Here is a 13,453-nt window from a genome sequence, read left to right as displayed (position 1 = left end):
CGTCGCCGACAGTTCCAGCGTTACACAAACGAGATCTGATGTTCCGACATCGAGATCAGCCCGGGACGCCGCGGTGACACGGGCCCCGTCCGGTACGCCCTATTTGGCCGGTTCCGGGAACGGCGGCTCGAGATTGCACCGCTGAATTTCATATGCGGGAACACGCTCGAATCGATAACTCGCGAAATGCAGCGCATCCTTGAAATTCTGTTTGAAACGCGGCCACGTCAGTTCCGACCGATACGACGTCAGCAAGTCCTGCGTTTCGGGGCACGTGAGTGCGACCCGCGCCTCGGTCACCCAATCCTCGTCGAGGAATCCGGGCATCCAGGGGTGCTTGTCGATCATTCCCGTGTCCACCACGACCCAGTCGGGGTAGAGCGCCTTGTCGTGCCCGATACGGCCGTCGTCCAGCCGCTCGGTGTGCGCCGCAAGCGGGTACGCGAGACCCATCTGGTCCAGCACCCGCACGTCGAGACCGACGTTCATACTCGTCATGCCGAGGTTCAGGAAGTACACGGTGTGGCCTGCGCCGTCCTCCGGGATCGGAAGGGGCGGTGGCACGACGAACCAGTACGTGTAGTCGGCGGACGGGATCAGCAGGCCGCCGTCGGGGGTGTCCGAGATGGTCTGGACCATGGCGCGCATGCGCGGGTAGTCCAGGTAGTCGTCCGCACGAATCGGGTGCGCGTGACCGGTGTTGAGAACGTAGAAGGCGCGTTCGTCGACAATTCCGGAACGTCCGATCACGACACCTTCCGGCATTCCCGTCGTGTTCGACGCGAAAAACGCCCACACGACGGTGCCGACCCACAGGAAGGCCATGGCGAGGAAAGTCGACGATTCCCTGTTACGACCCCATGATGCGCGGTCCGGAATTCGTACCGGAATTACCGCGACGGGCACGATGAAACAGAACAGAACGGGAAGAAGAACGCGGCCGTGCATGAAGTCGCCACCGACGCGCAACGAGTACAGACCGAGGATCAGGCCGCTCGCGAGAACGAAGACGACGACGGCGTTCTGCGTGCGCAGCCATCCGCGCAGGCGCGTCAGCCGCGTGCCCTCGGTGTGACGAACACCATGCTCGATGTCCTTGTCCCGGCCGCGCCAGGCGATCACGGCGCCGGCGAACAGGAAGACCAGCGGCAGCCACAGCAGGTACGGGCCAAGCAGATTCCAGAGGTAGGCGAAACCCTGCGACCACTTCGCGCCGCCGGCGTCCTTCGACACGGCGGTGTTCGGGTACGGGAGGGCGTAGTAGCCCATGCGCCAGATCTGGTAGCCCACCGGGACGATGCCGGCGACGAACACCATCGCCACCCGCACCACCCACGTGAGGCCGGGCGCCAGGAAGATCATGGCCAGCGACAGCACACCCAGGATCGCCAGTTCGGGGCGCACCAGGGGGCCCATCCCGGCGATGAACGCGAGCGTCAGCACCGACGTGGTGGACGGGGTGGCCGCCTGGCTCCACCGGACCAGCAGCAGCCAGAGCAGCGCGATCCAGAAGATGACGAGGCAGCTTTCCAGGCCCGACGTCGCGAAGTCGCGGGCCGGGGGCACCGCGATGTAGACGAGCACACCCGCGGGCATCAGGAACAGCGTGCCGCCGCCGGCGAAGGATCCACCGCGGTACAGGCGCGCGGTGCCGAACATGGCGAGCACGATCGCCGCCGTGGACAGGATCAGCGCGATCGTGAGAACGACGTATTCGAGCCGGGCCTGGGACAGCCAGCCGAACGCGTAGACGATGTACGTCCACGCGGTGCTGGTGTTGGCCTCGACCCGCTCGCCCGAGTTGAAGACCGGACCGTTGCCCGCGAGCAGGTTCCGGACCGTGCGCAGCACGATCAGACCGTCGTCGGCAATCCATCGCCGCTCCCAGGCGCCCCAGAACATCAGGAGAGCCGAGACGGCCACACCCCCGAGGAAGACCACCCTCGAGAGGATGGCCTTCCGGTGGCGTTCGGTGGTCCGCTCCGCGGCGGCGCCCGATTCCTCGGCGTCGCCTACCAAGTCAGACGAGGTAGACAGCGACACCCACCACTCCGATCCAGGCAATCGCGAGAAGTTGGAGCACACGGTCGCCCAGGGCGATCTCCTCGGGCTCCCCCGCCTCGCCGCCGTCGACGTCCACGGCGTAACGCAGGATCGCGATCGTGAACGGCACCATGGAGATGGCGTACCAGTTGGTGGCCTTCAGGTCGTCCTGCTGGAACGCCCACAGCCCGTAGCAGAGCACGACCGCGGTGGCGCTCAGCGTCCAGACGAACCGCAGGTACGTCGTGGTGTAGTTCTCGAGGGACTTGCGGATCTTCGCGCCGGTGCGCTCGGCGAGCTGCAGTTCGGCGTACCGCTTACCGGCCGCCATGAACAGCGAACCGAATGCCATGACGAGCAGGAACCACTGCGACAGCGCGATCTCGGCGGCCACACCACCGGCGATGGCGCGCAGCAGGAACCCGGACGAGACGATGCAGATGTCGAGGACGGCCTGGTGTTTGAGGCCGAAGCAGTACGCCAGCTGGATGCCGATGTAGACGGCCATCACGACCGCCAGCTGCCAGTTGGCGAGGAACGACAGGGCGATCGAGCCGCCGAGCAGCACGACCGCCATGGCGAACGCCAGGTTGACGGGCAGCACACCGGCCGCGATGGGCCGGAATCGCTTGGTGGGGTGCGCGCGGTCCGCTTCGACGTCCATCGCGTCGTTGACGAGGTAGATGCCGGACGCTGCCATGCAGAACACCACGAAGGCGAGCGCGACGGGAAGCAGGACGGCGGATTCCGTCGCCGTGCCCGCGGCGACGGGAGCTGCGAGGACCAGGACGTTCTTGACCCACTGACGCGGGCGGACGGCCTTGACGATGCCAGCCGCCAGGGATGTCGGGGGTCCGGTGACGACGGCCGGTTCCTCGCTCATTTTTCTCCAAACTTCTGCTCGGCCTTCAGCACCGCGACCGCGGAGGCGGCCCCCAGGGCAGATCCGGCGAGCACATCGGTCGGGTAGTGCACTCCCAGAACGAGCCGGGAAAGCAGCATCGGCGGTACCAACAACGCAGGCAAGGGTAGCCCGGTGAGTCGGCCGAGCAGCACGGCAGCCGCTGTGGTGGAAGTCGCATGCGAGGACGGGAAGCTCAATTTGCTGGGCGTCGACACGTTGACCTGGATCGACGGGTCGTTGGGCCGGGGCCGGCGGACGATGCGTTTGATCACGATCGAGGCCGCGTGGGCGCCGACGGCGCCCACGGCGACGCCCGCCCACTGCCGGCGGCGGGGCTTGTCGAGGGCCGCGCCGATCCCGGCGACGGCCACCCACCCGAGAGCGTGCTCACCGAAGTGGGACATGCCCCGCGCGGTCGAGACGACCCCTGGCCTGCTCGCGATCGTCGACTGGACGGTCTGCAGGATCTGGACCTCACTGGATGCCGAAGACACGTTCCCACCTCTCCTTGCTGGTCAGGGCAGGAACGGCGTCCTGGTACTCGCGCTTGAGTTCGGGGAATCGCTGCGCCAGTTCGCGGCGCAGCCGGATCGCTTCCTTCAGCAGCGCGAGCGCGAGCTTGGGGTTGCGCTTGCGGTAGACGACTCCGCGACCGTCCGCGGTGGTGACGGTGACACCGTCCACCTGGGACAGCAGGAACCACCGCGCGTCGAGGGTGGGCACGTTGAGCTGGGGACGCTCGTGGTGCTCCTCGTGGGCCGGCTTGACGTTGTGGACGAGGCCCTTGCCGAGTCGCACGATCTTCGCGAGCGGGTTGCGGGGCTCCCCGACGGCGCCGACCTCGGCGCCCGAGGGCAGCGGCAGGCTCGTCGACGACGGCAGGACCACGGCGTCCGGGTACTCCTTGCGCATCGCGTGGACGTTGCCGAGCGCAGTCGGGAGCAGTTCGAAGATGTGCTCGGGACCCTGCAGGAAGTCGGCGATGGCCTGGTTCTGGATCGCGACCGTCGAGTATTCGAGGCACAGCAGGTGCTTGATCGTGGCCTTGACCGTGTTGATCACGAGGCCGCGGCCGTTGCCGGGCATGTGCAGGGACGCGACGACGAGACGGTTCCGCAGGTGGAAATACGCCTGCCAGTCGATGGCGTCGTCCTTGTCGCTCCACGCCATGTGCCAGATCGCGGCACCGGGCATGGTGACGGTCGGGTAGCCGGCCTCCCGGGCGCGCAGACCGTATTCGGCGTCGTCCCATTTGATGAACAACGGCAGCGGCTGACCGAGTTCCTCGGCGGCCTGCCGGGGGATCATGCACATCCACCAGCCGTTGTAGTCGACGTCGATGCGGCGGTGCAGCAGGCGGGAGTTCTCGCGGTCGCTCAGCGGGTAGCGGGAGAAGTCGTGGTCGTACTCGACGTTCGGGGCGGCCGTCCACATGAAGATGGACCGGTCGACGACCTCGCCCATCGAGTGCAGGTGGCTGCGCTCCTGGAGGTTGAGCATCTGCCCGCCGACGAGCATCGGCGACTTCGCGAACCGGGACATGGCGAGCGCGCGGAGGATCGAGTCGGGCTCGATCTCGATGTCGTCGTCCATGAACAGGATGTGCTGGCAGTCGGTGGTCTTCAGCGCCTCGTACATGATGCGGCTGTAGCCGCCGGACCCGCCGAGGTTCGCCTGGTCGTGCATCGCCAGCCGGTCGCCGAGCGCCTCCGCGGCCTCTGCGAAGCCGGGCTCGTCCTTGACCTTGCGGGTGCCCTGGTCCGGGATGATGACGGCCTTGACGACGTCCATGACAAGTTCGTCGGACGCCAGCGCCGTCAGCGCCTTGACGCAGTCGGTGGGCCGGTTGAACGTGGGGATGCCGACGGCGACGGTGGCCTCACCGGGAGCGTCGATCGGTGCGTACCAGCCGGCGCTCTCCAGCACGACCTCGGTGTCGCTGGTGATGTCGAACCAGATCCAGCCGCCGTCCTCGAACGGCGCCAGCTCGATCTCGAACTCGAGGGCGGCGTCGCCGTCCTGGAACTCGCGGCCCTCGACGTGGATGCGGGACGAGTCCGCCTTCGACCGGTAGACGTCGATGCGGCAGTGCCCCGACAGCTCGAGCCGCAGCACCACGGAGTTCAGCGTGCTCCACCGGCGCCAGTAGCTGGCCGGGAACGCGTTGAAGTAGGTGCAGAACGACGCCTCGGACTCGGCGCCGACGGACAGCGACGTCCGCGACAGCGAGTGCGCGCGGCGGCTGTTGGTCTTCGCCTCCTCCAGGTAGAGGGTGCGAACGTCCAGGGGCTCACCGGCGCGCGGCAGGATCACCCGCTGCAGCAGCGACTTGCCGAGAAGCGGCGCGTCCTCGGTGACCTTCTCCGATTCGAGCAGATGCCGGGCGCTCATTCGGCCTCCCCCACGAGGTCCGCACCGGATTCGAAGTGCGGACGCAGGGAGTTGTCGAACATCGACAGCGCGCTGGCGATCGCCATGTGCATGTCCAGGTACTGGTAGGTGCCGAGACGGCCGCCGAACAGGACCTTGTTCGCGGACATCTCCTCCTTCGCGCGGTCGCGGTAGGCGGCGAGCATGGCGCGGTCGTCCGGGGTGTTGATCGGGTAGTACGGCTCGTCCTTGCTCTCCGCGAACCGGGAGAACTCCCGCATGATGACCGTCTTGTCCTTCGGGTAGTCCCGCTCCGGGTGGAAGTGGCGGAACTCGTGGATCCGGGTGAAGGGCACGTCGGCGTCGTTGTAGTTCATGACCGGCGTTCCCTGGAAGTCACCTGTCTCCAGCACCTCGGTCTCGAAGTCGAGGGTGCGCCAGCCCAGCTCGCCCTCGGAGTAGTCGAAGTAGCGGTCGAGGGGGCCCGTGTAGACGACGGGGGCGTCCGGGTTCTCGGCGCGCAGGTCGTCGCGGACGTCGAACCAGTCGGTCTCGAGCCGGACCTCGATCTTCGGGTCCTTCGCCATGTTCTCGAGCCACGCGGTGTAGCCGTCGACGGGCAGGCCCTCGTACGTGTCGTTGAAGTAGCGGTTGTCGAACGTGTACCGCACCGGCAGGCGGGTGATGTTGCCCGCGGGCAGGTTCTTCGGGTCCGTCTGCCACTGCTTGGCGGTGTAGTCGCGCACGAATGCCTCGTACAGCGGCCGCCCGATCAGGGAGATCGCCTTCTCCTCCAGGTTCGACGCGTCCTTGGAGTCGATCTCGGAAGATTGTTCGGCGATCAGTTTCCGCGCCTCGTCCGGGGTGAAGTAGCGCCCGAAGAACTGCGACACCAGACCCAGCCCCATCGGGAACTGGTACGCCTGACCCTTGTGCAGCGCGAACACGCGGTGCTGGTAGTTCGTGAATTCGGTGAACTGGGTGACGTAGTCCCACACCCTCTTGTTCGAGGTGTGGAACAGGTGCGCTCCGTACTTGTGGATCTCGATGCCGGTCTCGGGCTCGGCCTCCGAATAGGCGTTTCCGCCCAGGTGATGACGACGGTCGAGCACCAGCACACGCTTACCCAGCTGTGTTGCTGCACGCTCGGCGACGGTCAGTCCGAAAAATCCGGAGCCGACGACGATGAGGTCGTACCGGCCAGGGGCGGTTGTCTCTGGGGTTGCAGCGGTCACGATGAACCAGGGTAAGCGACTCCGCGACCTGTGCGCGGCCAAGGGGGGCACCGACGGGTTCGGCACGCACGAGGAGTTCTCCCTGTATTCACCGGTTCTGCAGACCTCGTTGTTCCCGCCGACGCGGCGATCGCGCTTCATGAGCGGGTGCGCATCGTCCAGCTGGCGAACTTCTACGGACCGCGGTCGGGTGGGCTCCGCACCGCCCTCCACAACTGGGGTGAGGGGTACGTCGAACGCGGACATGAGGTGGTCCTCGTCGTCCCAGGTCAGCGGGACTGCGAGGAGCTGCTGCCGAGTGGGGTCCTGCGCATCACCCGGTCCGCTCCGACCATCCCGTGGACCGGGGGTTATCGCGTCGTCGATCCGCGCCGGGTGGCCGACGTCGTCACCGGTCTCGGACCGGACGTCCTGGAGGTGTCCGACCGGCTGACGCTGCGCGGTTTCGGGGGCTGGGCCCGCGCCCGCGGAGTACGCAGTGTCGTCGTGTCACACGAACGCCTCGACCGGTTGCTCGGCCAGTTCGCTCCCCGGCGGGTGGCCCGCGGCTGGGCCGATGTCGCGAATCGCCGGATGGCACGCAACTACGACGCCGTGGTCTGCACGACGGACTTCGCGAGCGAGGAGTTCACCCGGATCGGGGCCCCCAACCTGCACCGGGTCCCGCTCGGCGTCGACCTCGCGATGTTCCACCCCGGCAAACACGACCAGGTGATGCGCGACTCCTTCGCCGATCCGGCGCAGCGCTTCCTGCTGCACTGTGGCCGGTTGTCGGTGGAGAAGCAGGTGGAGCGGAGCATCGACGCCGTCCGGCTGTTGCGGCGGCAGGGGCACGACGCCCGGCTCGTCATCGCAGGCGACGGCCCTCGGCGGGAGGCGCTGCAGTACCGGGCCCGGGGGCTCCCCGTGCACTTCACCGGGTTCATCAGCGACAAGGGCCGCCTGGCGTCGTTGTTCGCGTCGGCGGACGTGTCGCTGGCGCCCGGACCGCACGAGACGTTCTGCCTGTCGGCACTCGAGTCGCTGGCGGCGGGCACGCCGGTGGTCGCGTCACAGTCGTCGGCTCTCGCCGAGATCATCACACCCGGCTGCGGCGCCTTGGCCCGGGACCGCGGTCCGGCGTTCGCCGACGCCGTGAGCGGCATCCTCGAGATCCCCTCGCGCACCCGCCGGGCGTCGGCCCGGCGGCGGGCCGAGGACTTCGGCTGGGCCGAGTCGGTCGACGGGATGCTCGCCGTGCTCGAGGGGTCCGCTCCGCTGTCTTCCGTTTAGCTGCCGCCGGTCGGCAGCCACTCGCGGAGCACACTCGCGTCGATCACCTGCGCTCCCAGTTTCTTCGTCCAGATGATGGTGCCGTTGGTGAACATCCGGAACTTCCCCGCCTCGGACGGCAGCATCATCTCGGGGCCGAGCGGTGCGCCCAGGGTGCTGTTGACGCCCCCGAGTTCCTTGTACTTCTCGGCGATCGGCGAACCCTCGGTGGTGCCGACGGTGTCCTCGTCCTCGCCGGCGGAGGCGAGGACGGACGGATCGGGTTCGCCGGGGGCGGCAGGCGGCGCCGGCACCGCGAGCCCGTCACCGATCGTGAACCAGTCGGATTTGAGCTTCAGCTTCGCCCTCGCCTCGGCGCCGGTCGCCTCCGCGGTACCCGACGTTCCGACGACCTTCACGCCGGTGACGCGTCCGCCGTCGACCCCGAAGTTGTTGCGCGTGACCACCTCGAACGATTCGAGGTCGCCGACGTTGAATGCGGACGCGATGTCACCCGCGGTGAGGGTCACGACCCAGTCGTGGTTCGGCGACACGGTGTCGCCCTGGTCCTCGACGGCCGGGAACTCGCCACCGGCCGTGTATCCGCCTGTGGACGAGGAGAATTCGGCTGCGACGGGTTTGTTGTCCTTCGTCAGGATCATGCCCTGGGTGGAGCGGACGGCGTCCGTGGTCCGCGGGTCCTCCTTCGAGGAACCGCCGTAGACCTGGCAGCTCTGGGTGTCGCAGGTCTTCGCGTACTCCTCCCGGTTCTCGGCGGCGGCGTACGAGCGGGCCGCGACGGCCTGCGCCCGAAGCGCCTCGGCCCCACCGGTGTCGGCCCAGCCGGCCTTCGCCTCGGCAGGCACCACACCCAGCAGGTAGTCGTCCATGTCGACGACGTTGACGGTGCGCACGGCGGCGCCGTCGAGCGCGACCCCGAGGGCGCCGCGGTAGGGGGTGTCACCGGCGCACAGCTTGAGGTGTTCGTTCGCGGGACGGTCCGGGGCGAGGTCGATCGGGTCGACCCACGGGTGGTCGGTGGCGTCCTGCCACAGGACGTCGCCGGCACATCCGCGGGTGACGACGACGTTGGCGCCGCCGTCCGCGGTCGGCGTCAGGTGGACGGCCTCGCCCGGTCCGACGGGCTTGCCGGCGACGACGGCGCCGGCGTCGGAGTAGACGTCGAGCGGTTGATCGTCGCGCGCCTGCAGCCGGACGCTGATCTGTGCGTCGGCGAGGGTGCCGAGCGTGGTGCCGCCGTAGTAGTGGCCGAGGATGCGTTCGGCCGCCCACCCCTGATCCTTCGCGTATCCGTAGGCGCCCCACTGACCCATGCCGCGGCCGTGGCCGTTGCCGTGCCCGGAGAGCGTGAACGGCGTGTCGGAGGCGACGGTTTCCCGGACGTCCTGACCGGAGGAGCGGACCTGGAGGACCACGCCGGTGACGGCGCCGACGACGAGGACGGGTGCGATGCCGAGCGCCGACGCGCGCAGAACCTTGGCCCTGAATCCGCGCGGGGCGGGAGGGCCCGCGATGTACCGCCTCCTGCGAGTCCAGGCAGGTCTACCTGCACGAACCCCGAATTCGGTCTTCGCCATCACTGCACTCCTCATCGCTGAACAACGAGCGCTGAGGCGGGTGTGCGACTCGTCTCAGCGGGTCCGAGAAATTCGGGATAAAGTCTCAATGTAAGGTTGAGCGTTATGGACCTGTGTGACTAGTGTGGCAAGAGTGATTGGAGTTAGCAACAACAGTCTCTTCCGTCACACAAGCATCACGAGTTGCAGACACGCGAGGTCGCTCGCAGGAAACTACAACTGAGGAGAGTCCCCCTTGCCGCACCGTCGACCGAAGCCCTCGATCGTCCTCGGGGCTGTCGCCGCGCTGGCTGTCGCAAGTCCCGTTGCGGTCTACGGCATCAGTAGCGCACCCTCGGACGTCCGATCCACGAACGAAACCTCCAACTCCGCCGTGTCCACCGAGATCGCGCAGGTAGTGCTGTCGCAGATCCCGGACATCGTGATTCCGCTGAAGGAACTGACCGGGCTGAACCTGCCGGATGTCAACATCGGCGACCTCCGGAACCTGAAGATCCCGCCGTACCTCCACATCCCCAGCAACGTGCAACTCCCCGGCGGAATCCAGATCCCCAGCCTGCAGATCCCGCTGAAACTGCCCGCCCCGGGCGACGTCTCCGACCCCGCGATCCTGCCCCCGGCCGATCAGCAGCCCGGCACGATCGTCAAGGAACTGACCCGCGACACCCCGTTCAGCATGGTGGCACTCACGTCCGACACCCTCGCGTCCGCGGAGTCGAAGGTCCGCGCGCTGCAAGCCGACGGAACGTGGGGACAGTGGGTCTCCCCCGACATGATCGACACCCGTCGTACCGACAAGACCGCGTCGGACGGCAAGGTCGCCACCGAACCCGTCTACGTCGGCCTGACGAAGGCGATCCAGATCCTCACCCCCACCTCGGCGCCCGCGCAGGCGGGTGCACCCGCACCCGACGCGGTTCCCGCACCGGCACCGGCACCGGCGCCCGCGGCTCCCGCTCCCGCACCGGCGCCCGCCGCCGACGGGGCCGCCCCGCTCGGGTACACCCCCGCCGCCGTCAACACGCCGCTGCGACAGCAGCCGGCCCGGGCGGGCGCCGACGACGTCACCGCCGTGCTCATCGAACCGGGCAGCGGTCCCGGCGACGCCACACTCGGCGACATCGCGAGCCCGCTCGACAGCGGCGGCCCCAAGGTCATCAGCCGCCAGCAGTGGGGTGCGGACGAGTCCATCCGCTGCCAGGACCCCGACTACGACGACTTCATCGGCGGTGCCACCGTGCACCACACCGCGGGCGCCAACGACTACTCGAAGGCCGAATCGGCCGAGATCGTCCGGGCAATCTACGCGTACCACGCGCAGACGCTCGGCTGGTGCGACATCGGCTACAACGCGCTGGTCGACAAATACGGCCAGATCTTCGAGGGCCGCGCAGGCGGTCTCGACCGTCCCGTCCAGGGCGCACACGCCGGCGGGTTCAACGAGAACACCACCGGCGTCGCGATGATGGGCGACTTCTCCTCGGAGGATCCGCCGCAGGCCACCCTCGACGCCGTCGGCAAGTTCCTGGGCTGGAAGCTCGGCAAAGCCGGACTCGACCCGCTCGGCGAGACGACGATGTACTCCGAGGGCACCGAGTTCACCCCGTACGCGGAGGGTGAAGCCGTCGACCTGCCGGTGATCTTCGCGCACCGCGACGTCGGCAACACGTCCTGCCCGGGCGACGCGGCGTACTCGCACATGGACGAGATCCGGCAGATCGCGGCCGCCAACGTCAGCGGCGGCGGCAACGCCTCGCTGGCCTCGGACGCACCCGCGGGTGAGGCTCCGGCGCCGTCCGGCGGTCCGGGCACGGATGCCAGCGCCGGCCTCGGCGCCGGGATCCCCGCCCTGGTTTCCGAACTGCTGCGGCTCACCGATCCCTCGCCGGTCGCCCAGAAGTGGGTCGCGGAAGGCGGCGACACCGGCAGGCTCGGCCAGGCCATCACGGGACTACTGCAGGCCAAGGCCGGGAACTCGGGCGCAGAGTTCGCCAACGGCGCCATCTTCACTTCGCCCAACGGCGGTGTGTGGGCTGTCCTCGGCCAGATCTTCAAGACGTGGCAGAGCCTCGGGGCCGACAACGGCGAGCTGGGCCTGCCGACCAGTGACGAGTACTCGATCCCGGGCGGTCTGCGCACCGACTTCGAGAACGGCTCGCTGATCTTCAACGAGCTCACCGGCATCGTGACCAAGGTGCTGAAGACGTACAACGACACCTACGCGGAGGCCTACAAGAACGGCGCCCGGGTCGATGCCGCGGCTCCCGTCGCACCGCCCGCGGACCCGGCACAGATTCCGCCGGCTCCCGCCGAACCCGCACCCGCACCGGCACCGGCACCGGCACCGGCACCGGCAGCTCCCGAACCGGTTCCCGCGCCCGCTCCCGTCGAGCCGGCACCGGTTCCGGCCGGCTGACCGAAGTTACCCCCTCTCGGGCGCTGGTGGTCTCAGGACCACCAGCGCTCGAGTACTTTCGCGACCCCGTCGTCCCAGTTGGTGGCCGTCACCTCGTCGGCGGCGGCCTTGGCGTCGGGATGCGCGTTCTCGACGGCGACACCGCGGCCCGCGAGGTTCAGCATCGGGATGTCGTTGGGCATGTCGCCGAATGCCACGATCCGCGACGCCGTCACCCCGAGCCGTTCCGCGACCAGCGCGAGCCCGGATGCCTTCGTGATGCCCGCCGCCGACAGTTCGATCAGCCCGTTGTCGGTGGAGAACGTGACGTCGGCGCGGCGCCCGATGTGCGGCGCCAGCGCGTCGACCATCGCCTGACTGGACATTTCCGGCACCCGGATCAGCAACTTCACCGCGGGGGCCGCGACGACCTCGTTCTCGGACATCTCGGTGTTGTCGGGGTTGAGCCAGGCGTGCTGGTAACCGGGGGAACTGACGAACTGCGGCGTGGCGGCATCGTGGGCGCTGACCCCGACCCGCTCGGCCGCGAGACCCGCGCCGGGCAGCACGTCGAGCGCGATCGCCGACAGCCACGTGAGGGTGTCCACGTCCAGGGTCGCGGCGCTGAGCACGCGGTCGCTGTCGCTGTCGTAGATGACGGCGCCGTTGGCGCAGACGGCGAGCGGCGCGTAGCCGAGGCCCTCGACCACGGGATGGATCCAGCGCGGGGGCCTGCCGGTGGCCAGCACGAAAGGTGTCCCCGACGCGACGACCGACGCGACGGCGTCCCGGGTGCGGGCGCTGATGCGCTCGTCCTCCCCGATCAGGGTGCCGTCGACATCGGACGCTACAAGGCTCGGTCGGTCTGGGCTCACCCAGCCATTCTGCCTGCCGGGCCCGCGACGCCGCCGGGCGGCCGTTACCGGGCCCGGCGTTCCTCGGCCTCCCGGCGGTCCATCTCGGCGGCCTCCTCGATGGTGGGCGCGCTGCCGCCGAGGCGCCGGGGCACCCAGTACGCGCCCGCCGGATGGTCGAATCCGTCCTGCACTCGGCGCAGGATCGCGTCCATCTCCGCGTGCAGGGTCTCGGTGAGCGCGTCCGCCGGTTCGCGCGGCCCGATCGGCCGTCCCACCTCGACGGTCACCGGGAAGCGGTGCCGCCCAAGATTTCTCGGCCTGCCCTTCGTCGCGATCCGCTGGGCTCCCCACACGATGACGGGCACGATCGGCACCCCGGCATCGATCGCCATGCGCGCCGCACCGGATTTCAGCTCCTTGATCTCGAAGCTCCTGCTGATGGTCGCCTCCGGGTACACCCCCACCAGTTCGCCCTCACGCAGCCGGTCCACCGCGGCGAGGTAGGCGCCGGCGCCGGCGGTCCGGTCGACCGGGATCACGCCGCATCCACGCATCAGGAACGCCATCACCTTGTTGTTCGCGAGTTCGACCTTGGCCATGAGCCGCAATTTGCGATCCACCGCGCCGACCGCGAGGGCCAGTTGGACGAAGTCCAGGTAACCGGTGTGATTCACCGCGAGCACCGCGCCACCCTCGGTGGGGATGTTGTCCAGGCCGACTCGCGTCATCCTCAATCCCTGGAACAGGGACAACGCCCTGGCCGTCGACTCGACGGCCGTGTAGACCGGCTCCACCGCCAC

The 13,453-nt window shown here is 68.5% G+C and carries 10 protein-coding genes; 2 read left to right on the top strand and 8 right to left on the bottom strand.

Going from position 1 to position 13,453, the window contains the following annotated elements; translation table 11 throughout:
- Positions 1-99: 99 nt before the first annotated feature.
- The 5 genes from zomB to glf are packed head-to-tail and all read right to left on the bottom strand — an operon-like array spanning position 100 to position 6,552.
- Positions 100-2,019 carry a flagellar motor control protein ZomB gene (zomB, locus tag ACFU5V_RS15590; RefSeq protein ID WP_378700712.1) on the bottom strand — a complete coding sequence of 640 codons (1,920 nt, stop codon included), beginning with the start codon at positions 2,017-2,019 and terminating at the stop codon, positions 100-102.
- A gap of 1 nt (position 2,020) precedes the next feature.
- Positions 2,021-2,926, bottom strand: a complete 906-nt coding sequence (locus tag ACFU5V_RS15585; RefSeq protein ID WP_012691119.1) for a decaprenyl-phosphate phosphoribosyltransferase — start codon at positions 2,924-2,926, stop codon at positions 2,021-2,023.
- Positions 2,923-3,441, bottom strand: coding sequence for a phosphatase PAP2 family protein (locus tag ACFU5V_RS15580; protein ID WP_378436110.1), 519 nt, complete (start codon positions 3,439-3,441; stop codon positions 2,923-2,925). Before ACFU5V_RS15580 ends, ACFU5V_RS15585 begins: the two co-directional genes overlap by 4 nt.
- Entirely contained in the window at positions 3,422-5,338 is a 1,917-nt protein-coding gene (locus ACFU5V_RS15575) for a glycosyltransferase (RefSeq protein ID WP_378700379.1), read from the bottom strand. Before ACFU5V_RS15575 ends, ACFU5V_RS15580 begins: the two co-directional genes overlap by 20 nt.
- Entirely contained in the window at positions 5,335-6,552 is a 1,218-nt protein-coding gene (gene glf / locus ACFU5V_RS15570; RefSeq protein WP_378436106.1) for a UDP-galactopyranose mutase, read from the bottom strand. Before glf ends, ACFU5V_RS15575 begins: the two co-directional genes overlap by 4 nt.
- Positions 6,553-6,699: 147 nt before the next feature.
- On the opposite strand from glf, the gene ACFU5V_RS15565 reads away from it, so the two are divergent.
- A complete protein-coding gene (locus tag ACFU5V_RS15565) occupies positions 6,700-7,824 on the top strand; it encodes a glycosyltransferase (RefSeq protein ID WP_378700377.1) in 1,125 nt (374 codons plus the stop codon).
- On the opposite strand, the gene ACFU5V_RS15560 is transcribed toward ACFU5V_RS15565, so the two are convergent.
- Positions 7,821-9,401 (bottom strand): SpoIID/LytB domain-containing protein, encoded by a 1,581-nt coding sequence (locus ACFU5V_RS15560; RefSeq protein WP_378436102.1) that lies wholly within the window; start codon positions 9,399-9,401, stop codon positions 7,821-7,823. The two genes, ACFU5V_RS15565 and ACFU5V_RS15560, sit on opposite strands and share 4 nt — an antisense overlap.
- Before the next feature lie 235 nt (positions 9,402-9,636).
- Between ACFU5V_RS15560 and ACFU5V_RS15555 the strand changes: the two genes are divergently transcribed.
- Complete coding sequence (locus tag ACFU5V_RS15555; RefSeq protein WP_378700375.1) at positions 9,637-11,817, top strand: N-acetylmuramoyl-L-alanine amidase; 2,181 nt, start codon at positions 9,637-9,639, stop codon at positions 11,815-11,817.
- Positions 11,818-11,849: 32 nt separating this feature from the next.
- Here the strand turns inward: ACFU5V_RS15555 and ACFU5V_RS15550 are convergent, their stop codons facing one another.
- Both ACFU5V_RS15550 and ACFU5V_RS15545 read right to left on the bottom strand, forming a co-directional pair.
- Positions 11,850-12,671, bottom strand: coding sequence for an HAD family hydrolase (locus tag ACFU5V_RS15550; protein WP_378436097.1), 822 nt, complete (start codon positions 12,669-12,671; stop codon positions 11,850-11,852).
- Between the two features lie 44 nt (positions 12,672-12,715).
- Positions 12,716-13,447, bottom strand: coding sequence for a lysophospholipid acyltransferase family protein (locus ACFU5V_RS15545; RefSeq protein ID WP_378436095.1), 732 nt, complete (start codon positions 13,445-13,447; stop codon positions 12,716-12,718).
- Between the last annotated feature and the right edge of the window lie 6 nt (positions 13,448-13,453).

The sequence above is a fragment of the Rhodococcus sp. NPDC057529 genome, assembly GCF_042802055.1.
In the GTDB taxonomy this organism is placed as follows: Bacteria; Actinomycetota; Actinomycetes; order Mycobacteriales; family Mycobacteriaceae; genus Rhodococcus_F.
The sequence above is the reverse complement of the archived record's forward strand: the minus strand, read 5'-3'. Positions and strand labels throughout refer to the sequence as shown.